This window comes from Streptomyces sp. NBC_00028, assembly GCF_045041065.1.
GTDB lineage: Bacteria > Actinomycetota > Actinomycetes > Streptomycetales > Streptomycetaceae > Streptomyces.
In genome coordinates, this window is the sequence record NZ_CP108293.1 from 4,607,766 (window position 1) to 4,631,193 (window position 23,428).

Annotated in this window: 23 protein-coding genes; 9 read left to right on the top strand and 14 right to left on the bottom strand. The window is 69.9% G+C overall.

Translation table 11 applies throughout. The features are described 5' to 3' along the window. Positions 1–203: 203 nt before the first annotated feature. The 3 genes from folB (at position 204) to OG885_RS20535 (ending at position 1,743) form a co-directional block, all read left to right on the top strand. Positions 204–563, top strand: coding sequence for a dihydroneopterin aldolase (gene folB / locus OG885_RS20525; RefSeq protein ID WP_399952120.1), 360 nt, complete (start codon positions 204–206; stop codon positions 561–563). Beyond that, complete coding sequence (folK, locus tag OG885_RS20530; RefSeq protein ID WP_405733653.1) at positions 560–1,171, top strand: 2-amino-4-hydroxy-6-hydroxymethyldihydropteridine diphosphokinase; 612 nt, start codon at positions 560–562, stop codon at positions 1,169–1,171. The genes folB and folK overlap by 4 nt, the downstream gene beginning before the upstream one ends. 86 nt (positions 1,172–1,257) lie before the next feature. Then, positions 1,258–1,743, top strand: a complete 486-nt coding sequence (locus OG885_RS20535; RefSeq protein ID WP_405733656.1) for a DUF3180 domain-containing protein — start codon at positions 1,258–1,260, stop codon at positions 1,741–1,743. 242 nt (positions 1,744–1,985) lie between these two features. Here the strand turns inward: OG885_RS20535 and folE are convergent, their stop codons facing one another. The 6 genes from folE to dacB form a co-directional block, all read right to left on the bottom strand. Then, complete coding sequence (gene folE, locus OG885_RS20540; protein ID WP_405733659.1) at positions 1,986–2,591, bottom strand: GTP cyclohydrolase I FolE; 606 nt, start codon at positions 2,589–2,591, stop codon at positions 1,986–1,988. A gap of 123 nt (positions 2,592–2,714) precedes the next feature. Further along, entirely contained in the window at positions 2,715–4,754 is a 2,040-nt protein-coding gene (gene ftsH, locus OG885_RS20545; protein ID WP_399952132.1) for an ATP-dependent zinc metalloprotease FtsH, read from the bottom strand. Positions 4,755–4,950: 196 nt separating this feature from the next. Continuing rightward, positions 4,951–5,511: a hypoxanthine phosphoribosyltransferase gene (gene hpt / locus OG885_RS20550; protein ID WP_329344192.1), complete on the bottom strand. Its 561-nt coding sequence runs from the start codon at positions 5,509–5,511 to the stop codon at positions 4,951–4,953. Positions 5,512–5,564: 53 nt separating this feature from the next. Further along, complete coding sequence (tilS, locus tag OG885_RS20555; RefSeq protein ID WP_405733662.1) at positions 5,565–6,629, bottom strand: tRNA lysidine(34) synthetase TilS; 1,065 nt, start codon at positions 6,627–6,629, stop codon at positions 5,565–5,567. 175 nt (positions 6,630–6,804) lie between these two features. Beyond that, entirely contained in the window at positions 6,805–7,935 is a 1,131-nt protein-coding gene (locus OG885_RS20560) for a zinc-dependent metalloprotease (RefSeq protein WP_405733665.1), read from the bottom strand. A gap of 67 nt (positions 7,936–8,002) precedes the next feature. Next, positions 8,003–9,580, bottom strand: a complete 1,578-nt coding sequence (gene dacB, locus OG885_RS20565) for a D-alanyl-D-alanine carboxypeptidase/D-alanyl-D-alanine-endopeptidase (protein ID WP_405733667.1) — start codon at positions 9,578–9,580, stop codon at positions 8,003–8,005. Between the two features lie 79 nt (positions 9,581–9,659). Here dacB and OG885_RS20570 point away from each other — a divergent pair, with 79 nt between their 5' ends. Together OG885_RS20570 and OG885_RS20575 are read left to right on the top strand one after the other, a co-directional pair. Beyond that, positions 9,660–10,151, top strand: a complete 492-nt coding sequence (locus OG885_RS20570; RefSeq protein ID WP_194078292.1) for an inorganic diphosphatase — start codon at positions 9,660–9,662, stop codon at positions 10,149–10,151. A gap of 136 nt (positions 10,152–10,287) precedes the next feature. Beyond that, entirely contained in the window at positions 10,288–11,961 is a 1,674-nt protein-coding gene (locus tag OG885_RS20575; protein ID WP_405733670.1) for a threonine/serine exporter ThrE family protein, read from the top strand. Between the two features lie 96 nt (positions 11,962–12,057). Here OG885_RS20575 and OG885_RS20580 read toward each other — a convergent pair whose 3' ends face one another. Continuing rightward, complete coding sequence (locus OG885_RS20580) at positions 12,058–12,936, bottom strand: DedA family protein (RefSeq protein WP_405733673.1); 879 nt, start codon at positions 12,934–12,936, stop codon at positions 12,058–12,060. A 133-nt stretch (positions 12,937–13,069) separates the two neighbouring features. On the opposite strand from OG885_RS20580, the gene OG885_RS20585 reads away from it, so the two are divergent. Continuing rightward, positions 13,070–13,435 carry a YbjQ family protein gene (locus OG885_RS20585; protein ID WP_399952150.1) on the top strand — a complete coding sequence of 122 codons (366 nt, stop codon included), beginning with the start codon at positions 13,070–13,072 and terminating at the stop codon, positions 13,433–13,435. Positions 13,436–13,459: 24 nt separating this feature from the next. On the opposite strand, the gene OG885_RS20590 is transcribed toward OG885_RS20585, so the two are convergent. Further along, the gene (locus tag OG885_RS20590) at positions 13,460–14,221 is read right to left on the bottom strand and encodes a MerR family transcriptional regulator (protein ID WP_405733676.1); all 762 of its coding nucleotides are present in this window, start codon (positions 14,219–14,221) and stop codon (positions 13,460–13,462) included. A gap of 113 nt (positions 14,222–14,334) precedes the next feature. On the opposite strand from OG885_RS20590, the gene OG885_RS20595 reads away from it, so the two are divergent. Continuing rightward, positions 14,335–15,618, top strand: a complete 1,284-nt coding sequence (locus OG885_RS20595; protein ID WP_405733679.1) for an ion channel protein — start codon at positions 14,335–14,337, stop codon at positions 15,616–15,618. Between the two features lie 26 nt (positions 15,619–15,644). Then, a complete protein-coding gene (locus OG885_RS20600) occupies positions 15,645–17,045 on the top strand; it encodes a glutamate decarboxylase (protein ID WP_405733682.1) in 1,401 nt (466 codons plus the stop codon). Positions 17,046–17,068: 23 nt separating this feature from the next. Here the strand turns inward: OG885_RS20600 and OG885_RS20605 are convergent, their stop codons facing one another. The 6 genes from OG885_RS20605 to OG885_RS20630 form a co-directional block, all read right to left on the bottom strand. After that, the gene (locus OG885_RS20605; RefSeq protein WP_405733685.1) at positions 17,069–17,827 is read right to left on the bottom strand and encodes an ABC transporter permease; all 759 of its coding nucleotides are present in this window, start codon (positions 17,825–17,827) and stop codon (positions 17,069–17,071) included. Beyond that, positions 17,824–18,762: an ATP-binding cassette domain-containing protein gene (locus OG885_RS20610; RefSeq protein WP_405733688.1), complete on the bottom strand. Its 939-nt coding sequence runs from the start codon at positions 18,760–18,762 to the stop codon at positions 17,824–17,826. The genes OG885_RS20605 and OG885_RS20610 overlap by 4 nt, the downstream gene beginning before the upstream one ends. A gap of 73 nt (positions 18,763–18,835) precedes the next feature. Beyond that, positions 18,836–19,477, bottom strand: coding sequence for a PadR family transcriptional regulator (locus OG885_RS20615; protein WP_405733691.1), 642 nt, complete (start codon positions 19,475–19,477; stop codon positions 18,836–18,838). A 10-nt stretch (positions 19,478–19,487) separates the two neighbouring features. Then, positions 19,488–20,039, bottom strand: coding sequence for a DinB family protein (locus OG885_RS20620; protein ID WP_405733694.1), 552 nt, complete (start codon positions 20,037–20,039; stop codon positions 19,488–19,490). Between the two features lie 109 nt (positions 20,040–20,148). Further along, entirely contained in the window at positions 20,149–21,609 is a 1,461-nt protein-coding gene (locus OG885_RS20625) for an aldehyde dehydrogenase family protein (protein WP_405733697.1), read from the bottom strand. 148 nt (positions 21,610–21,757) lie between these two features. Further along, a complete protein-coding gene (locus tag OG885_RS20630; RefSeq protein WP_405742803.1) occupies positions 21,758–22,582 on the bottom strand; it encodes a helix-turn-helix domain-containing protein in 825 nt (274 codons plus the stop codon). Positions 22,583–22,936: 354 nt separating this feature from the next. Here OG885_RS20630 and OG885_RS20635 point away from each other — a divergent pair, with 354 nt between their 5' ends. After that, positions 22,937–23,422, top strand: coding sequence for an ATP-binding protein (locus tag OG885_RS20635; RefSeq protein ID WP_405733700.1), 486 nt, complete (start codon positions 22,937–22,939; stop codon positions 23,420–23,422). Positions 23,423–23,428 lie beyond the last annotated feature (6 nt).

Genomic DNA, 23,428 nt, shown 5'->3' on the forward strand with positions numbered 1-23,428 from the left:
ACCCCTGGGTAGGGGCGGCTACCAACCCGTGAGCCGCCGGGTCCCCCAGGGGAAACACCCGGTGAAACCTCCTGGCCCCGGCCCGGCCCCACGCCCCCGTGGACCGGTGCTGTCAGTGCCCGCGGGTAGATTCGTTCGAGGCCGGTGTGCCGCCCGCACCCGGTACGAACCGGCCATTACCGACGATTGCAGGAGTGATTCGCGTGGATCGTGTCGCGCTGCGCGGCCTGAAGGCCCGCGGGCACCACGGCGTGTTCCCCAAGGAGCGCGAGGAGGGCCAGACCTTCATCGTGGACCTCGTCCTGGGCCTGGACACCCGGCCGGCCGCCGCCGACGACGACCTGTCGAAGACCGCGCACTACGGCATCGTGGCGGAGGAGGTCGTGGCCGTCGTCGAGGGCGAGCCCGTCAACCTCATCGAGACGCTCGCCGAACGCATCGCCCAGGTCTGTCTGAAACACGAGGGCGTCCAGGAGGTCGAGGTCTGCGTCCACAAACCGGACGCACCGATCACGGTCCCCTTCGACGACGTGACGATCACCATCACCCGGAGCCGAGTATGACCGCGTCCTTCGCCACGGGTCCGAGCGACCCGACCGTCCAGCCGGTACCCGCCTCCGTCGTCCAGCAGGTGGACGCCGCCGACACCACCCTGCACAACCCCCAGCGCGCCGTGATCTCCCTCGGCTCCAACCTGGGCAACCGCCTGGAGACCCTCCAGGGCGCCATCGACGCCCTGGAGGACACCCCCGGCGTCCGCGTGAAGGCGGTCTCCCCGGTGTACGAGACCGCGCCGTGGGGCGTCGAGCCGGGCAGCCAGCCGTCGTACTTCAACGCGGTGGTCGTCGTGAAGACGACACTCCCCCCGTCCTCCCTCCTGGAGCGGGCCCACGCGGTCGAGGAGGCCTTCCACCGCGTCCGCGACGAGCGCTGGGGCGCCCGCACCCTGGACGTCGACATCGTCGCGTACGCCGACGTCGTCTCCGACGACCCGACGCTCACCCTCCCCCACCCCCGCGCCCACGAACGCGCGTTCGTCCTGGCGCCGTGGAACGACGTGGAACCGCAGGCACAGCTCCCCGGCCTCGGCCCCGTCTCCGGCCTCCTGGACGACATCACGCGCGACGGCGTCGAACCCCGCAAGGACCTGGAACTCCGGCTGCCCGAGTAGTCGTTAAGGTCAACAGCACGAGCGTCGGGCACAAGGATCAGGGCAACCACACCGTCCCTGCCATCCGGGGGAGCTGAAGGGTCACCGTGAGAGAGCTGCGCATCAGGCTGCTGGCCGGCGTGTTCGTCGTCGCCGGAGTCCTGTCCTGGGCGGGCGCCCGCCTGTGGGCCTCGATCGGGACCCTCCCCAGCGTCCCCCTGGCCGCCCCCATCGTCCTCGCCCTGATCGCCGTGGTCCTGCTGTCCACGGCGCTCTCGATCCGCGCCCGCCTCAAGGCCCAGCGCGAGCGCCGCCCCGAGGCCAAGGGCGTCGACCCCCTGATGGCCGCCCGCGCCGTCGTCTTCGGCCAGGCCAGCGCCCTGGTGGCCGCCCTGGTCGCCGGCATGTACGGCGGCACGGGCGTCTATCTCCTGGAGTCCCTCGACATCCCCGCCCGCCGCGACCAGGCCATCTACGCCGGCTTCTCGGTCCTGGCGGGCATCGCGGTGATAGCGGCCGCCATCTTCCTGGAGCGCGTCTGCAAGCTCCCGGAGGACGACGACAACAACACGGGGGCCACCTCGGCGGCCTGAGGCGCCGACCTGGGGCGCCTGGGGCCTGTCCGGCGGATCATGCCGCAGACGCGGGGTCTGGCACGCCGGCCTGCGGCGTTGTCGTCGGTTGCCGACTCCCCCACTCTCGGCTGCGCTCGAGCGGGAGGGGCCCCCACCGCGGCGCCGCCCTCCTCCGCCTTGCATTCCGACGCACCAGACCCCGCTCACCGGCGCCGCATGACGAACCGCGGCTTTCCTGCGACCTGATCCGCCGGACAGGCCTAGCGCGCCATGATGAGGCTCATCGCCTCGTTGCGCGTCGCCGCGTCGCGCAGCTGGCCGCGCACCGCCGAGGTCAGGGTCTTCGCCCCCGGCTTACGGATGCCGCGCATCGACATGCACATGTGCTCGCACTCCACGACGACGATCACGCCGCGCGGCTCCAGGATGTCCATCAGGGAGTCCGCTATCTGCGTGGTGAGTCGTTCCTGCACCTGCGGCCGACGGGCATAGACGTCCACGAGCCGGGCCAGCTTGGACAGACCGGTGATCTTGCCGGTGGTGGCAGGGATGTATCCGACGTGAGCGACGCCCCGGAACGGCACCAGATGATGCTCACAAGTCGAGTACACCTCAATGTCCTTCACGAGCACCATCTCGTCGTGCCCCAGGTCGAACGTCGTCGTCAGCACGTCCTCGGGCCTCTGCCACAGCCCCGCGAAGATCTCCTTGTAGGCCCGAGCCACCCGCCCCGGCGTCTCCCTGAGTCCCTCGCGGTCCGGGTCCTCGCCGACCGCGATCAGCAGTTCGCGTACGGCGTTCTCGGCGCGCTTCTCGTCGAACTCGCCGATGGAGCCTTCGCCGTCCAGCGTCACGGGGTCGGTCATCTGGTGCCTCGTTCCTCGGTGTCCCTGCCTGCACGGCTGAAAAACGCCGCGCCCCCCAGGCTAGAACCTGGGGGGCGCGGCATCCATTCCGGGCCTGGTGAGGACACCGGGGCCGGGGAACGGTCAGCTCTCCGGACGCTCCTCGGGGGCCGGCTCGGCCACCGGGGCGGACTCCGCCGCCGTGGCCTTGGCGGTCGAGATCGCCGGGGTCGCGCCGTTGGCGCCGTTCGTCAGGGCGAGCTCCTTCGGGGAGAGCACCGGCGGACGGGTGGACGGCGTACGGCGGGAGGAGCCGGTCCAGGCGGGCCTGGCCGGGCGCTTGACGATCGCGGAGAAGATCTCGGCGATCTCCTCCTTGCCCAGCGTCTCCTTCTCCAGCAGCTGGAGGACGAGGTTGTCGAGGACGTCGCGGTTCTCGACCAGGATCTCCCAGGCCTCGTTATGCGCGTTCTCGATCAGTTTCTTGACTTCCTCGTCCACCAGGGCGGCGACCTCTTCCGAGTAGTCGCGCTGGTGGGCCATCTCACGGCCGAGGAAGGGCTCGGTGTTGTCGCCGCCGAACTTGATGGCGCCGAGCCGCTCGGTCATGCCGTACTGCGTGACCATCGCGCGGGCCGTTGCCGTGGCCTTCTCGATGTCGTTCGCGGCGCCCGTGGTCGGGTCGTGGAAGACCAGTTCCTCGGCCGCGCGACCGCCCAGCATGTAGGCGAGCTGGTCGAGCATCTCGTTGCGCGTGGTCGAGTACTTGTCCTCGTCCGGCAGGACCATCGTGTAGCCGAGGGCGCGCCCGCGGGACAGGATGGTGATCTTGTGGACCGGGTCGGAGTTGGGTGAGGCCGCCGCGACCAGGGCGTGTCCGCCCTCGTGGTACGCGGTGATCTTCTTCTCCTTGTCGGACATGATCCGGGTCCGCTTCTGCGGGCCCGCCACGACGCGGTCGATCGCCTCGTCCAGCATGTGGTTGTCGATCAGCTTCTTGTCCGAGCGGGCCGTCAGCAGCGCGGCCTCGTTCAGCACGTTGGAGAGATCGGCACCCGTGAAGCCCGGCGTACGACGGGCGACCGCCGAGAGGTCGACGTCCGGGGCGACCGGCTTGCCCTTCTGGTGAACCTTGAGGATCTCCAGACGGCCCTGCATGTCCGGGCGGTCGACCGCGATCTGGCGGTCGAAGCGGCCGGGGCGCAGGAGGGCCGGGTCGAGGATGTCGGGGCGGTTCGTGGCGGCGATCAGGATGACGCCGCCCTTCACGTCGAAGCCGTCCATCTCGACGAGCAGCTGGTTGAGGGTCTGCTCACGCTCGTCGTGACCACCGCCGAGGCCGGCGCCGCGATGGCGGCCGACCGCGTCGATCTCGTCGACGAAGACGATCGCCGGGGCGTTCGCCTTGGCCTGCTCGAAGAGGTCACGGACTCGGGAGGCACCGACACCGACGAACATCTCGACGAAGTCGGAACCGGAGATCGAGTAGAACGGAACGCCGGCCTCGCCCGCGACGGCACGCGCGAGCAGGGTCTTGCCGGTGCCGGGAGGACCGTAGAGCAGGACGCCCTTGGGGATCTTGGCGCCGACGGCCTGGAACTTGGCCGGCTCCTGGAGGAACTCCTTGATCTCGTGGAGTTCCTCGACGGCCTCGTCGGACCCGGCGACGTCCGCGAAGGTCGTCTTGGGGGTGTCCTTGGTGATGAGCTTCGCCTTGGACTTCCCGAAGTTCATGACCCGGGAGCCGCCGCCCTGCATCTGATTCATCAGGAACAGGAAGACGACCACGATGAGGACGAAGGGAAGCAGGGAGAGCAGGATGCCGACGAACGCGTTCTGCTTGGTCGGCGAGACGGTGTAGCCGTCGGGAATCTGCTTCTGCTCGAACTTGGTCTGCAGTGTCGCGGCGAGGTTCTGGCCCTGGTCTCCGATGTAGCTCGCCTGGATCTTCGAGCTGCCGTCGACCTTCTCGCCGTCCTTGAGCTCGACCTTGATGGTCTGCTCGTCGCCGGTGGTCAGTTTGGCCTGCTGGACCTTGTTGTCATTGATCGCCTGGACGACCTGGCCGGTGTCCACCGTCTTGTAGCCACCGGACGAGCCGACGACCTGCATCAACACGACCACGGCAAGGACGGCCAGCACGATCCACATGACCGGCCCACGGAAGTATCGCTTCACGTCCATCCATACGGAGCGGTGTCGCCCCGTCCCTCCTGCCATAGTGAGTTTGATAAGACAGTTCTTCTGACGGTACCCCAGCTTTGTTGCCCAAAGCCGCACGGGACGGCTGAACGAGCCCGTCTGCATGCTCCAACGGCGCGAAGCCCGCCGGGGTTCCCGATCGTCTCAGGAAGACGGCTCGCTTGGCCCCAAGGCCGGCTCAGCCGCCGTAGACGTGGGGCGCGAGCGTACCGACGAACGGGAGGTTGCGGTACTTCTCGGCGTAGTCGAGGCCGTAGCCGACGACGAACTCGTTGGGGATGTCGAAGCCGACCCACTCGACGTCGATGGCGACCTTGGCGGCGTCCGGCTTGCGCAGCAGCGTGCACACCTTGAGCGTCTCGGGCTCGCGGGAGCCGAGGTTGGACAGCAGCCACGACAGGGTCAGGCCGGAGTCGATGATGTCCTCGACGATCAGGACGTGCTTGCCCTTGATGTCGGTGTCGAGGTCCTTGAGGATCCGGACGACACCGGAGGACTGGGTGCCCGCGCCGTACGACGACACGGCCATCCAGTCCATGGTGACGGGGGTGGACAGCGCCCGCGCGAGGTCGGCCATGACCATCACCGCGCCCTTGAGGACGCCGACGATGAGCAGGTCCTTGCCCGCGTACTCCGCGTCGATCTTCGCGGCCAGCTCAGCCAGCTTGGCGTCGATCTCTTCCTTGGTGATGAGCACCTCTTTGAGGTCGGTGCCCATGTCTTTCGCGTCCACCCGCATCACTTTCGGTCGTCCCACCGGCCGGTCCGGCACCCCTCGCAAAGGGATGGGATTCAGCCTTGCCGAATCACCAGTCTGCCACCCTGACGCTGGGCGACGACCTTGCCGGGGAGATTGATGGCCCCCTGGCCGCGCCAGCCGGTGATCAGCCGGTCGACTTCCTCGATGTGGCGGGCGAACAGCGAGCCCGCCGGGGCACCTGCCTCGATGGCGGCGCGGCGCAGTACACGGCGGCGTACGGCGGGCGGCAGGGCGTAGAGCTTGGCGCACTCCAGCAGGCCGGCCGCGTCGCGTACGGCGGCCGCGGCCTGACTCGCCCAGGAGTCGAGGGCGTCCGCGTCGTCGCGGGAGAGCTGGGCCGTACGGGCGAGTGCCTCGACGACTCCTTTGCCGAGGGCCTTCTCCAGGGCGGGCAGGCCTTCGTGGCGCAGCCGGGAGCGGGTGTAGGCGGGGTCCGCGTTGTGGGGGTCGTCCCAGACGGGGAGCGCCTGGACCATGCAGGCCTTGCGGGCGGTCTGCCGGTCGAGCTGGAGGAAGGGGCGGCGGTAACGGCGCGCGGCCCCCGGCCCGCCGGAAACGGCGGCCATGCCGGACAGGGAGCGGATGCCGGAACCGCGGGCGAGGCCGAGCAGGACGGTTTCGGCCTGGTCGTCGCGGGTGTGGCCGAGCAGGACGGCGAGGGCGCCGTGGCGGTCGGCCGCCGCGTCCAGGGCGGCGTAGCGGGCGTCGCGGGCGGCGGCCTCGGGGCCGCCTTCGCGGCCGACGGTCACGGCGATGGACTCGACCGGGTCGAGGCTGAGCCCGCGCAGGCGCAGGGCGACTTCCTCGGCGCGCAGGTCGGAGCCGGGCTGCAGGCCGTGGTCGACGGTGACGCCGCCGGCGCGGATGCCGAGCTTGGGGGCCTCGAAGGCGAGGGCGGAGGCGAGGGCCATGGAGTCGGCGCCGCCGGAGCAGGCGACGAGCACGAGCGGGGACGGCGGCCGCGCGTGCGAGGAGTCATGCGAGGAGCCACCGGACGAGGAAGTGTCGCCGGCAGAACCGCTGTGGTCGTTGAGGATGTCGTGGAGGACGCGGCGGACCGCCAGGCGTATCGCCGCGACCGCAGGATGGGGACCCATGTCCGGTTCCCTTCATGAAGTTTTCGGGGGTGAGCCCGAGGTTCGGTCACTCAGAGTGTGTAGATGGTGACAGAACCGGGGCGTTCCCCGAGCATTGCACGCCTACCCAGGGCTCACGGTCCCTCGGACGGGTGATTGGAGGGGCGTTCGCCTGCCGTCGGCCGGATTTCTTTGACTACTCGGCTTTGCGGTGCACCCGCGCGATCCAGTCCGCCGGTTTGGCGATCTCCGTCTTCGTGGGGAGGGTGTTGGGCGAGGTCCACACCCGGTTGAAGCCGTCCACGCCGACCTCGTTGACGACGGCCCGTACGAAACGTTCGCCGTCACGGTACTGCCTGAGCTTGGCGTCCAGACCGAGCAGTTTGCGCAGGGCCATGTCGAGCCGGGAGGCGCCCTTGGCCCGCCGCTGCTGGAACTTCTCGCGGATCTCCTGGACGCTCGGCACGACGGCCGGGCCCACGCCGTCCATGACGAAGTCGGCGTGGCCCTCCAGAAGGGACATGACGGCGGTGAGGCGGCCGAGGATCTCGCGCTGGGCGGGGGTCTGCACGATCTCCACGAGCGAGCGCCCGCCGTCGTCCTCCTCGGCCTCGGGGCGTCCGCCGGCCAGCGACTGGGCGGCCTCGCGGATGCGTTCCAGGACGGTCATGGGGTCGACGTCGGTCTCCCCCAAGAACGACTGGATTTCGCCCTCCAGGTGGTCCCGCAGCCAGGGCACCGCGGTGAACTGCGTGCGGTGGGTCTCCTCGTGCAGGCAGACCCACAGGCGGAAGTCGTGGGGCTGTACGTCGAGTTCGCGCTCCACGTGCACGATGTTCGGGGCGACGAGGAGGAGTCGGCCGCCTCCGTGCTCCCCGGCCGGGAGTTCACGGGTGGCGGGGGCGAAGGTCTCGTACTGGCCGAGGACGCGGGACGACAGGAACGACAGCAGCATGCCGAGTTCGACGCCGGTCACCTTGCCGCCGACGGTGCCGAGGACCGCGCCGCCGGGCGTGTTGCCGCGGCGTTCCTGCATCTTGTCGAGGAGGGGCTTGAGGATCTCCCGGAAGCCGGCGACGTTGGCCTTCACCCAGCCGGGGCGGTCGACGACGAGGACCGGGGTGTCGTGGGCCGCGTCGGTACCCATCCGGGTGAATCCGCGGACGTGTTCCTCGGAGGCCTTGGCGTGCCGGCGCAGCTCGGCGACGACGGCGCGGGCCTCGTCGCGGCTCACTTCCGGGCCCGGCCGCACGAGCCGGGTCGCGGTCGCCACCGCGAGATTCCAGTCGACCATCTGAGAAGAAGCAGCACCACCGATGCTCGTCATGCGTCAACCGTACGTGAGCGTTCCCGCTTGGGGCAGGCCGCGGCGAGGTCGGCTCCCTGCCGGTCCGTCAGCCGCAGCCGCATGCCGCCAGTGCCGTCGCCGCCTTGTCCAGGGCCGACTGGGCCGCGTCCTTGCTGGTCGTGTTCGACGCCAGGAACGCGAAGGCCAGCAGGCGGCCGTCCCGGTCGACGACCGTGCCCGCCAGCGTGTTCACGCCGGTGAGCGTGCCGGTTTTGGCGCGTACGACGCCGGCCGCGCCGTCGGGCGTGTAGCGGGTGGTCAGCGTGCCCGTGAAGCCGGCCACGGGGAGGCCGGTGAGGACCGGGCGGAGTTCGGGGTGGGCGGGGTCGCCGGCCTTCGCGAGGAGGGCGGTCAGCAGGTCGGCGGTGAGCTTGTCGTCACGGTTCAGCCCGCTGCCGTCCTTGAAGGAGACGCCGTTCACGGGGAGTTGCAGCTTCTTCAGCTCGGCGCGGATCGCCTTGCCACCGCCGTCGAAGTCGGCGCGCGCCTTCGTGGCCACGGCGGTCTGGCGGGCCAGTGCCTCGGCGATGTCGTTGTCGCTGTTGGTCAGCATGCGCTCGACCAGGGTGGACAGCGGCGGTGAGGAGACCTCCGCCAGCGTCTCCGCGCGGTCCGTCGCCTTGGACAGGCCCGGGGACGTGGTCTTGATGCCCTCGGCCTCCAGGAAGGCGGCGAACTTGCGGGCCGCGTCATCGGCCGGGTCCGGGGCCCGGACGGCGGTACCGCTGGTGGAGTCGTCCGTGCGGGCCTCGTCGGCCATCAGGGGGCTGACCTGGGCGAGGTTGGCGTCGACGCCGATGGGGTGGAGTCCGGAGCCGGCGTAGAGGGTGGTGTCGTACGACAGCGTCACCTTCCGTACGTCGTCCTTCTTCAGGGCCTTGGCGGTCCGCACGGCGAGTTCGCGCAGGCTCGCCCAGCCCTCGGCGTCCTTGCGGGCGGTGAGGGTGGGGTCGCCGCCGCCGACGAGGACGAGTTCGTGGGTGCCGGGTTCCAGGGCGGTACGGGTGGTGAGGCGGTGGTCGGGGCCCATGGCCGACAGGGCGGCCACGGCGGTGGCGATCTTGGTGGTGGAGGCGGGGGTGAGGGCGTCGTCGGCACCGGCGCCGTACAGGCGCTTGCCGGTGGCCACGTCGACGACCGCGGCGGTACGGCGGGTGCCGAGCGCCGCGTCCTCCAGGAGCGGGGTGAGGACGGCGGTGAGGGCACTGTCGCTCGGCGCGGACTTCACGGTGTTCGTGGCGCCGCCGAGGCCGGTGAGGACGGAGGCGGCGCTCGGGGCGGGCTCGGGGCCCGCCGCCGTCGTACCGGAATCGCCGCCGTGATCTGCGCCACCCGTCTGCTCCAGGGCGACCGCGTGGTCCCGCTCGGCCGTACGCTGACCGGTGGAGTCCCAGGGACCCGCGGCGGTCACCACGACGGCCGTCAGGGCCAGGCCGGCGGTGGCCGCGCCCGCGGTGTACTGCCAGGTCTTGACCGTCGTCAGACGTGTGACCTGCGGTTTCGCCGCGTTCGCGGCGCGTGCCAGCTGGGGGCGTACGGCTGCCAGACGGGGTCGGACGGCGTTCGCGACCCGCGCCACATGCGGTCTCGCGGCCCGCCAAAGCCTCAGTTCAGGCACGACCACCAGCCCCTTTCGCGATCACACACCTGCGTGAGGGACACTTAACCACCAGAACTATGTGCTGATCATGGAGGAGCCACCGGTGGAGTTCGACGTCACGATCGAGATCCCGAAGGGTTCGCGGAACAAGTACGAGGTGGACCACGAGACCGGTCGGATCCGCCTGGACCGTCGACTCTTCACCTCGACCGCCTACCCGACCGACTACGGCTTCGTCGAGAACACTCTCGGCGAGGACGGCGACCCGCTGGACGCGCTGGTCATTCTTGACGAGCCGACGTTCCCGGGCTGCCTCATCAAGTGCCGTGCGATCGGCATGTTCCGGATGACGGACGAGGCCGGCGGCGACGACAAGCTGCTGTGCGTCCCGGCGACCGACCCGCGCGTGGAGCACCTGCGTGACATCCACCACGTGTCGGAGTTCGACCGCCTGGAGATCCAGCACTTCTTCGAGGTCTACAAGGACCTGGAGCCCGGCAAGTCCGTCGAGGGCGCCAACTGGGTCGGCCGGGTCGACGCCGAGGTCGAGATCGAGCGTTCGTACAAGCGCTTCAAGGAGTCCGGCGGCCACTGAGCCTCCTGACGATTCCTGTGGCGAACGGGCCGCACGCACACGCGTGCGGCCCGTTCGCGTATCCGCGCAGCTGTGGGGAACGTGTCTGTGCGCATACTGAGGCGACGGATGGTGCCGTACAGGGAGCGATACGCAAGTGACGTCGGCGGAGGACCGCAAGCCGCAGTCGGACGAGGCGAGGAGCGTCTACGACCCGGAGATCACGTCCGAGTTCGCGATTCCCGACGGGCTCGCCGTCCCGAAGGGGGTCGGCGGGGAGTCGGAGACGTCCTCGGAGTTCGCCGTGCCGCAGGGGCTGGATGTCACCGCGGCGCCGGTCGCGGAGTCGGAGGGCTCGGCGTTCAGCACGCCGCGCACCTACAGCGCAAAGCACGCCCCGGCCGCGTTCACGCCGCCGACCGGGATTCCCGTGGTCTCGCTGACCAAGGACGTGCCCTGGCAGGACCGGATGCGCACGATGCTGCGGATGCCGGTGGCCGAGCGGCCCGCGCCGGAGCCGCTGCACAAGGAGGACGAGACCGGGCCCGCCGTCCCGCGCGTGCTGGACCTGACGCTGCGTATCGGGGAGCTGCTGCTCGCGGGCGGTGAAAACGCGGAGGACGTGGAGGCGGCGATGTTCGCCGTCTGCCGCTCGTACGGCCTCGACCGCTGCGAGCCGAACGTCACCTTCACGCTGCTGTCGATCTCGTACCAGCCGTCCCTCGTCGAGGACCCGGTGACGGCCTCCCGGACCGTACGGCGGCGCGGCACCGACTACACCCGGCTCGCGGCCGTCTACCAGCTGGTGGACGACCTCAGCGACCCCGAGACGGCGTTCTCGCTGGAGGAGTCGTACCGGCGGCTCGCCGAGATCCGCCGTAACCGGCATCCGTACCCCGGCTGGGTGCTGACCGGGGCCGGCGGACTGCTCGCGGGCGCCGCCTCGGTGCTGGTCGGCGGTGACGTGATCGTGTTCGTGGCGGCCGCGCTGGGCGCGATGCTCGGCGACCGGCTGGCGTGGCTGTGCGCGGGGCGCGGGCTGCCGGAGTTCTACCAGTTCACGGTCGCCGCGATGCCGCCGGCCGCGATAGGGGTCGCGCTGACCGTCGCGGACGTGGACGTGAAGGCGTCGGCGGTCATCACCGGTGGGCTGTTCGCGCTGCTGCCGGGGCGGGCGCTGGTGGCGGGGGTGCAGGACGGGCTGACCGGCTTCTACATCACCGCGTCGGCGCGGCTCCTTGAAGTGATGTACCTGTTCGTCGGCATCGTCGTGGGCGTGCTGGTGGTGCTGTATTTCGGGGTGCAGTTGGGGGCTGATTTGAACCCCGACGTCGCGCTCATCATCGAGGAGCGGCCGCTCTGGCAGATCGGGGCGTCGATGCTGTTGTCGTTGACGTTCGCGGTGCTGTTGCAGCAGGAGCGGTCGACGGTTCTCGTGGTGACGCTCAACGGGGGTGTGGCGTGGTCCGTTTACGGCGCGCTGCACTATGTCGGGGAGATCTCGGCCGTTGCCTCCACGGCGGTGGCGGCGGGGCTGGTGGGGTTGTTCGGGCAGATGATGTCGCGGTACCGGTTCGCTTCCGCGCTGCCTTATACGACCGCGGCGATCGGGCCCTTGCTGCCGGGGTCCGCGACGTATTTCGGGCTGTTGTCGATCGCTCGGGACGATGTCGACAAGGGGCTGGTGTCGTTGGCCACGGCTGCGTCGCTTGCCATGGCCATCGCCATCGGGGTCAATCTGGGGTCGGAGATCTCGCGGTTGTTCTTGCGGGTTCCCGGTGGGGCTTCTGCGGCGGGGCGCAGGGCTGCGAAGCGGACGCGGGGGTTCTGAGGCCGGGTGCCTACGAGCTCGGGGCTTGAGGTCCGACGGCGGCTGCGGGTCGGTTGTGCTTGATCGCGCAGTTCCCCGCGCCCCTTCAGGGCGCTTCTAGTAGCCCTGGTTGTACGGGTACTGCTGATTCTGCTGGTTGTCGTAGCCCTGCTGCTGCGGGTACTGCTGGGCGTACTGCTGCTGGTCGTAGCCGTACTGGTCGTTGTAGCCGTACTGCTGCTGGCCCTGGTTGCCGTTGTCGTAGTACTGCTGCTCGTTCTCCGACGGGATGCGGCGGAGCTGCGTCGTCGCGTCGTCCATCGGTGGGGGCTGGTAGGCCTGGGGCTGCGGGGTTGCCGGGGTTTCGGCCGCCGCCCTCTTCTTCTTGGCGCGCTCCCTGAGGTACTCGATGATGATCGGGACGACCGAGACGAAGACGATGAGGACGAGGATCGCCTCGACGTTCTTGTGGATGACGTCGATCTGACCGAGCCAGTACCCCGCGAGGGTGACGCCCGTGCCCCAGGCGACGCCGCCGATCACGTTGTACGTCAGGAACGTGCGGTACTTCATACGGCCGGCGCCCGCCACGATGGGGGCGAAGGTGCGGACGATCGGGACGAAGCGGGCCAGGACGATCGCCTTGGGGCCGTACTTCTCCATGAACCCGTGCGCCTTCTCCAGGTTCTCCTGTTTGAAGAGCTTGGAGTTGGGGCGGCTGAAGAGCCTGGGGCCGAAGAACTTGCCGATCATGTAGCCCACTTGGTCGCCGAGGACGGCGGCCAGCACGATCAGGAGGCAGACCAGCCACAGCGGCTGGCTGATGAAGTCGCCCTGCGCCACGAACAGACCCGCCGTGAACAGCAGGGAGTCGCCGGGCAGGAAGGCGAAGAGCCCCGACTCGGCGAAGACGATCAGCAGGATGCCGGGGAGGCTGAACGTCTCGATCAGATAGTCGGGGCTGAGCCACTCGGGGCCTAGCGCGAGCGTGGTCACGGGTCTGTGGCTCCTGGTGCTGGGGGGACGGGCCGGGGCTGCTGCCCAAAAGTATCAACGCAGGCGTCGGAGCCCAGGTTCCATGGGGCCGCAGGGGATGCGCTGTGAGCTCTCCGGGAGAAAGCTGTGAGCCATGAGTATCGATGATTTCGGCGGCGGCCAGGGGCCCCAGCCCGATGTGCTCGTGGTGACCACCAACGACGTGCCCGGCTTCCGGGTGCAGGAGGTACTGGGGGAGGTCTTCGGGTTGACCGTGCGCTCCCGGCATCTGGGCAGCCAGATCGGCGCGGGGCTGAAGTCGATGATCGGCGGCGAGCTCAAGGGACTCACCAAGACGCTGGTGCAGACCCGCAACCAGGCCATGGAGCGGCTCGTGGAACAGGCACGCGCGCGGGGCGCGAACGCCGTGCTGATGTTCCGCTTCGACGTGACGGAGGCGGCCGACGTCGGCACCGAGGTGTGTGCCTACGGGACCGCGGTGGTCCTGACCCGGGAGTGAGCCCCCGGGCCCGGGTCAGGCCGACTAGGAGGTGTGCCGGGCCGCGTTCGCCCTGATCGCGTCCCTCAGGTGCTCGGCGAGGCCGTCGCCCATGGCGTCGTAGAACGCCTTGAAGCGCTCGTCGGAGACGTACATGTCGCCGAAGCACAGGTGCATCTCGTAGGGAGTCTCGAAGTAGTACCTGCTGATGTGCTGCCGGTGTTCCTCGGCGAGGTCCATGGCGGCCTCGCCGGATGGCTGCTCGCCGGCCGTCACCAGGGCCGCGTACCGCTCGCCCCAGTCGTCGACCTCGGCCTGGATGCGCTTCCAGTCCTCCTTGGTGTACGTCGCGGCGCGGCGCTGGGACTCGGTGTACGCCTCGGTGCCGCCCCAGCGCTGTTCGGCTTCCTCGGCGTACTGCTCGGGGTCCTTGTCGCCGAAGACCTCGAAGCGTTCCTCCGGTGTCAGGTTGATGCCCATCGTGCGTGCCTCCATGGCCTGCTCCACGGCCGCCGCCATCTTCTGGAGCTTCTCGATCCGGGCGGACAGCAGCTCATGCTGGCGGCGCAGGTGGGCGCGCGGGTCCGTGGCCGGGTCGTCGAGGAGCGCGGCGACCTCGTCGAGCGGGAAGCCGAGCTCCCGGTAGAACAGGATCTGCTGCAGCCGGTCGAGGTCGGCGTCGCTGTAGCGCCGGTGGCCCGCGTGGCTGCGCTCGCCGGGCGCGAGCAGGCCGATGTCGTCGTAGTGGTGCAGGGTGCGCACCGTCACTCCGGCGAAACCGGCGACCTGTCCCACGGAATAGCTCACTTCCGCTCCCTTCTCGGTACGCGCTCCACAGTGGGTCCTCACGCGACGTGAGGTGCAAGCCCGTGAGGCGGACTCCGGATGTGGTGCCCGTTTTGCCCGTTTATCGTGGGCCCGTGGCCCAGGACACCGCGCAGCAGGCACCCGCAGCCCCGGCGACCCCGGCCCGTGCGCTGCTCCCCCTGATCCTCCCCGCTCTCGCGGTGGGCGTGGGGGCGAGCCTGATCTTCGTCGGGGTGAGCGCAGCGGCCGAGGCGTTCCAGGACGTGCTGTGGCAGAACCTGCCGGACGCTCTCGGTGTGGGCCGGTACTCGGTGCTGTGGATGCTGGTCATGCTCACCGCGACCGGGGTGGCGGTCGGCCTGGTGGTGTGGAAGGTGCCGGGCCACGCCGGACCCGACCCCGCCACCACCGGCCTGGACGCCCCCGTGCTGCCGCCCGTCGTGCTGCCGGGCCTGGTCCTCGCGACGGGCCTGATGCTGGCCGGCGGGCCGAGCCTCGGCCCCGAGAACCCGATCATCGCCGTGAACGTCGGGATCGCCTTCTGGCTCGGCCGGCGGCTCCTTCCCCGGGTGCCGGGCCGGCTGTGGCCGGCGCTGGCGGAGGCGGCGACGATCGGCGCGCTGTTCGGTACGCCGGTGGCGGCGGCTCTCGTGATCTCCGAGGCGCTGGCCGGACGGCAGGTGAAGGGGGCGCTGTGGGACAACGTCTTCGCGCCGCTGGTCGCCGCTGCCGCGGGCGCCCTGACGACCACCCTGGTGGCCCATCCGTCCTTCGATCTGCATCTGCCCGCGTTCGGGCGGCCCGGCTGGGGCGATCTGCTGGCGGCGCTGGTGATCTCGTCCACGGCGGCCCTGCTCGGCATGTGTGCCGTCCGCGCCTTCCCGTACGTCCACGCCGCCTTCGCCCGGCTGCGCCACCCGATGCTCGCGCTGCCCGTCGGCGGCCTGGTGCTGGGGCTCCTGGCCGCCGTGGGCGGTCATCTCACGCTGTTCAAGGGGCTGGAGGAGGTCGGGGAGATCGCCGCCCACCCGGACGGCTGGTCGGCCGGGGAGTTCGCCACGATGACCGTGGTGAAGCTGGCCGCGTTGCTGGTCGCCGCGTCCTGCGGCTTCCGCGGCGGACGGATCTTCCCCGCCGTTTTCGTCGGCGCCGCCCTCGGGCTGTGCGCCCACGCCCTCGTCTCCGGCGTCCACCCTGCCGTCGGTGTCGCCACGGGTGTGCTGGGCATGCTGCTCGCCATCACCCGGCAGGGCTGGGTGAGCCTGTTCACGGCCGCCGCGCTGGTGGCCTCGCCGACGATCCTGGCCCTGCTCTGCATCGCCTCGCTGCCCGCCTGGCTGCTGGTGACCGGACGCCCCCAGATGCAGCTGCGCGACGACGGAACCCCGATCCGCTGAACCCCCCCATTTCGAGGAGTCGATCGATGCCGCTCCACAAAGGTCCCGACCAGCACGACCAGCGCCTGATGTCCGTCAACCCCTTCTACGGGGAGGCCAATCCGGTCGGCGGCATGACCGAGGCGCCGCCCACGCACCGGCTCCCGGACGCTCCCCTGCCGCCCTCGACGGCGTACCAGCTGGTGCACGACGAGCTGATGCTGGACGGCAACTCCCGGCTCAACCTCGCCACCTTCGTCACCACCTGGATGGAGCCGCAGGCCGGCATCCTGATGGGCGAGTGCCGGGACAAGAACATGATCGACAAGGACGAGTACCCGCGCACCGCCGAGCTGGAGCGGCGCTGCGTGGCGATGCTCGCCGACCTGTGGAACGCACCCGATCCGGCGGCCGCCGTGGGCTGTTCGACCACCGGATCGAGCGAGGCCTGCATGCTCGCCGGGATGGCGCTGAAGCGGCGCTGGAGCAAGCGGAATCCGAAGCCGGGCGCCCGGCCGAATCTGGTCATGGGCATCAACGTCCAGGTCTGCTGGGACAAGTTCTGCAACTTCTGGGAGGTGGAACCCCGGCTCATCCCCATGGAGGGCGACCGCTTCCACCTCGATCCACAGGCCGCCGCGGCCCTGTGCGACGAGAACACCATCGGGGTCGTCGCGATCCTCGGCTCCACCTTCGACGGCTCCTACGAGCCCGTCGCCGACCTGTGCGCCGCCCTGGACGAGTTGCAGGAACGCACCGGCCTCGACATCCCGGTGCACGTCGACGGGGCGTCCGGCGGGATGATCGCGCCGTTCCTCGACGAGGACCTGGCCTGGGACTTCCGGCTGCCGCGCGTCGCCTCCATCAACACCTCGGGGCACAAGTACGGCCTGGTCTACCCGGGCGTCGGCTGGGCGCTGTGGCGCGACCACGACGCCCTGCCCGAGGAGCTGGTCTTCCGCGTCAACTATCTGGGCGGCGACATGCCGACCTTCGCGCTCAACTTCTCCCGGCCGGGCGCGCAGGTCGTCGCGCAGTACTACACGTTCCTGCGACTGGGCCGCGAGGGTTACCGGGCCGTGCAGCAGACCACCCGGGACGTCGCCGGGCGCCTCGCCGAACGCGTCGAGGCCCTCGGCGACTTCCGGCTCCTCACCCGGGGCGACCAGCTACCGGTGTTCGCCTTCACCACCGGGCACGACGTGACCGCGTACGACGTCTTCGACGTGTCCCGGCGGCTGCGCGAGGGCGGTTGGCTGGTGCCGGCGTACACCTTCCCGCCGAACCGCGAGGACCTGAGCGTCCTACGGGTCGTCTGCCGCAACGGCTTCTCCGCCGACCTCGCCGAGCTGTTCGTGGACGACCTGCGCCGGCTGCTGCCCGAACTGCGCCGCCAGCCGCACCCGTTGACCAAGGACAAGGGCGCGGCTACCGGGTTCCACCACTGAAAGCCACTGGGGCCGACCGAGGGCTACTTACTGAGCGCCGCGAACCGCCGTACCGCCAGCGGGAAGAAGACCGCGAGCAGGGCCAGCGGCCAGGCCACGGCGGGCCACACCTGGTCCGTGCCGAGGCCGCCGAAGAGGTCCCGTACGGCCGTCGCCGTGCGGGACATCGGGTTCCACTCGACCACCGTGCCGAGCCAGTCCGGCATGGAGGCGGGCGTGGCGAGCGCGTTGGACAGGAAGCCGACCGGCCAGACCAGGATCTGCACGGCCTGCACCAGTTCGGGCTTCCCGGCCACCAGCGCCAGGAAGATCCCGATCCAGAGCATGGCGAAACGGAAGAGCAGCAGCAGCCCGAGGGCGCCCGTGAACGCCACCGGGCCACCGTCCGGCCGCCAGCCGAGTGCGAACCCGACGCCGACGAGGGCCCCGAGCCCGACCGCCGACTGGAGCATGTCCGCCACCGAACGCCCCACCAGGACAGCCCCGTTGGCCATCGGCAGGGAGCGGAAGCGGTCGATGACGCCCTTGTCGAGATCCTGGGTCAGGGCGATCATCGTGCCCTCCAGGCCGAAGGCCATGGTGAGCGCGAGCATCCCGGGGACCAGATAGTCGACGTACTCCCCCTCGACGCCCCGGCCGCCGCCGATGAGATAGCCGAACATCAGCAGCAGCATCACCGGGAAGACCAGGCCGACGACGACCCGCACCGGCTGCCGCGCCCAGTGGGCGAGTTCGCGCCGGGTCATGGTCCAGGAGTCGGTCAGCGCGTACGACATGCTCATGCGGCTCCCTCCGTGAGGTGCAGGAACACCTCGTCGAGCGTCGGCCGCCGCAGCGCCATGTCCTCCGCCTCGATTCCCGCTTCCTCCAGCGCCCGTACGACCCCGGCGAGCGCCGCCATCCGGTCGGTGACCGGGGCGCTGAGCAGCCGGCGGTCGGTGTCGACGCGCACCCCGGCCCGGTCGACCGGCAACACCGCCACCGCCGCCCCCAGTTGCCCCGCGTCCCGCAGCACGACGTCGATACGGTCGCCGCCGGTCGCCTTCTTCAACTCGTCCGGTGTGCCGTCCGCGACGGCCCGGCCGGCGTCCACGACCGAGACACGGTCGGCGAGTTGGTCGGCCTCCTCCAGGTACTGCGTGGTGAGCAGGACCGTCGTACCGCCGCCGACGAGTGACCGGACCGCGGACCACACCTCGGCGCGCCCGCGCGGGTCGAGACCCGTGGTCGGCTCGTCCAGGAAGAGCACCTCCGGTTCGGTGATCAGGGAGGCGGCCAGGTCCAGGCGGCGGCGCATGCCTCCGCTGTAGTGCCGGACCGCCTTGCGGCCGGTGTCGGCCAGGCCGAACCGGTCCAGGAGTTCGCCGGCACGCGCGCGTGCCCGGCGGGCGCCCAAGTGGTAGAGGCGGCCGAACAGTTCCAGGTTCTGCCGGCCGCCGAGTTCCTCGTCGAGCGCCGCGTGCTGGCCGAGCAGGCCGATGCGCAGGCGTACGGCATAGGCCTGCCGTACGACGTCGAGTCCGGCCACCTCGATGCGGCCGCTGTCGGGGCGCAGCAGGGTGGAGAGGACGCGGACCAGGGTGGTCTTGCCGGCGCCGTTCGGGCCCAGCACCGCGTGCACCGTGCCCCGGGCGACCGTGAGGTCGAGCCCGTCCAGCGCCGGTCTGTCGCCGTATTTCTTGCGTGCTCCCTCGACGGTGATCGCCGCTTCGGTCACTGCCCCTCCCACGCTAGTCAAAGTTGACTACCCGAACGAAAGTAACTCCGCGAAGCTCATTGGTCAAACTTGATTAGCCTGCATCCTCCGGATGCCGCTCCCCCGTCGCGTACGGGTTCTCCTCGCCCTCGGCGAGGACGCCGACGAACGGGGCCCCCTCCCCGGCGAACGTGTACGCCCCGTCCTCGATCCGGGCGATGAGCCCCTGGGTCCACTCGGCCTCCGCGTCGGCCGTGTGGATCCAGAGGTTCATGATCTCGCCGATGTGGCCGAGCTGTTCGGGGCCGTCCTCGGGGACGTAGTGCTCGGTGACGGACGCGCGCCACTCCTCGCTCTGCCGGATCCGCTCCTTGAGCAGCGCCACGACCTCGGCACGCGGCAGGTCGAGCATGCAGCCGATGGCCGCCGACTTGACGTCCATCTTCTGGTCGTACGAGGTCAACGCCTCGCGCACCAGCCGCAGATACTCCTCGGTGCCCGCGTCCGTCATCTCGTACTCGGTGCGCGGCGGGCCGCCGGCCGTCGACGGGGCGATCTCGTGCGCGCGCAGGAGCCCTTGCTTGGCCATCTGCTTGAGCGCGTGGTAGATCGAGCCGGGCTTGGCGTTGGACCACTCGTGCGCGCCCCAGTACTCCAGGTCGTTGCGCACCTGGTAGCCATGGGCCCGCCCGTGCTGGCGCACCGCGGCCAGCACGAGGAGACGGATCGCTGACATGGGGTCCAGACTAGGACGCCCGCTCCCCGCTCTCCGCGAGGGCCACCAGGTCCCAGGCCGACCTGCCGTCCAGGGACTCGCGGACGATGTCGGCGTGACCGGCGTGCCGGGACAGCTCACGGATCAGGTTGAGCAGCATCCAGCGGACGGAGACCCGGCTGTCCGGCGGGAACCAGGGGTCGTTCGGGAGCGGGAAGGTGTCGTCGAGGCTCGGGACAGAGCGGACGTACGCCTCCGTCTCCGCGGCGACCTTCTCCCCGTACGCCAGCTGCGACTCGACCGTCTCGCCGTCGACCAGGGCGAAGCACTCGTGCCAGTTCGCCTCGGTCCGCTGTACGGCCGGCGGCTCGCCCTTGGCCCGGGCGACCCAGCCCTGCTCGACCTCGGTCACATGCTTCAGCAGCCCGGCGAGGGTCAGCTCGCTCGCGCTGGGGCGCGAGGCCGCCTGCTCGTCGGTCAGCCCGAGCAGTGCGCGCCGGACGGCGCCGCGCTCCGCGGCCAGATAGCCGAGCAGCGCGCCGCGCTCGTCGCCGTGCGCTTCCGCGGGAACGTGGGTGACCATGAGCGGCCGCCTTTCGTCGGGACCCGGGGGGCTCTCCCCCTGACACCGACGAAGCTACGGGCCCTTGCGGTCAGCTTCTGTCCGCAAGGGCCCGCCGCGCGAGAACCGTCTAGAACGGGAAGCCGCTCCGGCCGTGCTGGACCGAGATCCACTTCAGGGTGGTGAACGCGTCCAGCATCGTGTCGCCGTTGAGGCGGCCGATGCCCGAGCTCTTCTCGCCGCCGAAGGGGACGATCGGCTCGTCGTGGACGGTGCCGTCGTTGACGTGGAACATGCCGGTGTCGATCTGCTTGGCGAAGTTCACGCCGCGCTCGATGTCGGCGGTGTGGACGGCGCCGCTGAGGCCGTACGGGGTGTCGTTGACGACGCGGACCGCCTCCTCCTCGCCGTCGACCGGGATGAGGAAGGCGACCGGGCCGAAGACCTCCTGCTGGAGGAGGGCCGAGTCGGCCGGGAGGCCGGTCAGGACCGACGGGGAGACCAGGTTGTCCCTCGTCTCGCCGCGCAGCAGGGCCGTCGCGCCCTCGGCGAGCGCCTGCTCGACGGTGCCCGAGACGGCGTCCGCCTGGGAGGAGTTGATGACCGGGCCGATGACGGTCTGCGGGTCGCTCGGGTCGCCGACCTTGAGGGACTTGACCTTGGCGACGAACTTCTCGGTGAACTCGTCGGCTATCGAGCGGTCGACCAGGACGCGGTTGGCGGCCATGCAGACCTGGCCCTGGTGGACGTACCGGCTGAAGACGGCGGCGTCGACCGCGTAGTCGATGTCGGCGTCGTCGAGGACCACGATGGCGCTGTTGCCGCCGAGTTCGAGGACCGAGCGCTTGAACAGCGAGGCACAGACGGTCGCGACGTGACGGCCGACCTTGTCGGAGCCGGTGAAGGAGATGACCTTCGGGATCGGGTGCTCCAGGAAGGCGTCGCCAATCTCCGCGATGTCGGTGATGACGACGTTCAGCAGCCCCTTGGGCAGGCCCGCGTCCTCGAAGATCTTCGCGACCAGGGAGCCGCCGGTGATCGGGGTGTTCTGGTGCGGCTTGAGCACCACGCCGTTGCCGAGCGCGAGCGCCGGGGCGACCGACTTGAGGGAGAGCAGGAAGGGGAAGTTGAAGGGGCTGATCACACCGACGACGCCGACCGGTACGCGGTAGACGCGGTTCTCCTTGCCGTCGATCGGCGAGGGGATGATCCGGCCCTCGGGACGCAGGGAGAGGTGGATCGCCTCGCGCAGAAACTCCTTGGCCAGGTGGAGTTCGAAGCCCGCCTTGAGGTACGTGCCGCCGAGCTCGGCGATGATCACCTCCGTGATCTCCTGCTCGCGCTCCTCGATGAGGCGCAGGGCCTTCTCGAAGACCGCGCGCCGCGCGTACGGGTTGGTGCCGGCCCATTCCTTCTGGGCGCGGGCGGCCGACCTGTACGCCTCGTCGACCTCGTCGACCGTGGCTATCGTGATCGACGCCAGCTTCTCGCCGTCGTACGGGTTGAAGTCGATGATGTCCCAGGAGCCGGTGCCCGGGCGCCACTCACCGTCGATGTACTGCTGGGCCAGGTCGGTGAAGTACGACGACATGTGATCCCCAAATCACTAGCGGACACGGTCGCTTGTGGGCGTGCGACCAACATCACGGTCTGATCACACGTCATCGTACTTGTGGGACAAGCGAGTTGGGGACACAGAGCTAAGTTATGGGGAGAACCCTCGGGCGCCCTGGGCGGCTTCAGGAGAGCTGGAGGAGACCCCGCAGCAGGTCCCGGCTCTCGTCCGGCCCCGGACTGTCCTGCTGGAGCTCCTTGAGGGCGCTCTCGTACTGGGCGACGTCCTCGTGCTTGTCCAGATAGAGGGCGCTGGTGAGCTGCTCCAGATAGACGACGTCGGTGAGGTCGGACTCCGAGAAGCTCAGGATCGTGAACGCGCCGCTCTCGCCCGAGTGGCCGCCGAAGCTGAACGGCATGATCTGCAGCCGGACGTTGGAGTGTTCGGAGATCTCGATGAGGTGCTGGAGCTGGCCCCGCATCACCTCGCGGTCGCCGTAGGGGCGGCGCAGGGCCGCCTCGTCGAGGACGATGTGGAAGTCGGGGGCGTTCTCGGCGACGAGGTACTTCTGCCGCTCCAGGCGCAGCGCCACCCGCCGCTCGACGTCGGCCTCGCTCGCGCCCTTCATGCCGCGCCGGACGACCGCACGTGCATACGCCTCGGTCTGGAGCAGCCCGTGCACGAACTGCACCTCGTACGCGCGGATGAGGGAGGCGGCGCCCTCCAGACCCACATAGGTGGGGAACCAGCTCGGCAGGACGTCGGAGTAACTGTGCCACCAGCCCGCCACGTTGGCCTCGCGGGCGAGGGAGAGCAGCGACATGCGCTCGGCCTCGTCCGTGATGCCGTACAACGTCAGGAGGTCCTCGACGTCCCTGGTCTTGAAGCTCACCCGGCCCAACTCCATCCGGCTGATCTTCGACTCGGAGGCCCGGATGGAGTAGCCCGCGGCCTCGCGCGTGATCCCCCGCGCCTCACGCAGTCGCCTGAGTTGTGATCCGAGCAGCATGCGCCGCACCACCGATCCCGGCTCTCCCGCGCTCACGTTCGCCAGCCTCCCCAACCGTCTTCAGGGGCCGAAGTCTGCCACTAAAACACTTCGAGCTGTACTCGTCCGATTACAGAGATGGAAAGAAGCCAAAGATTCCACACAGGAGGGAGCGAGGAGAAGGCAAGAGCGGGAAGGAAGTTGGCGGAAAAAATGCCCAACAAGCGGTACGGGAGCATCCAATTCGGTCACGTGCACGTGCATCTGCACCTTGCATCTGCACCACACATCCGAAACCATGGTCCCGCGCAACCGCTGCATCGCAACGACCGCGAGTTCCCGGGAGTGCCTCGCATGGGGATGAATGGATCGACCATGCTCGAGCCGTTACGGCAGGGCCTTCCGCCGCTGGATCCCACGGCCGTGTCCAACGCCGCCTCCTGCGCTCTGCCCGCCCGCTACGAAGCGGTGCGCGAGGCACGGCAGTTCACCCGCAGAACGCTCGACCAGTGGGACATCGGCGACCGTTTCGACGACGTCTGTCTCGTCGTCTCCGAACTGGTCACCAACGCCCTGCGGCACGGACTGCCGGGCGGCAACGGCCACGCCCCCGATCAGATCCCGCCAGTGCGGCTGCATCTGATGCGCTGGACGGACCGGTTGGTGTGCGCGGTGCGCGATCCCAGCCACGACAGCCCGGTGGCGCGCGACTCGGACGACTTCTCGGCGGAATCCGGCCGCGGCCTGTTCCTCGTCGACTCCTTCGCCGACAGCTGGGGCTGGCATCCGCTCGCCGGCACCCTCAACGGCAAGGTCGTCTGGGCGCTGTTCCTGCTCCAGCCGCGGGAATCCTCGGAGTGAGCCCCC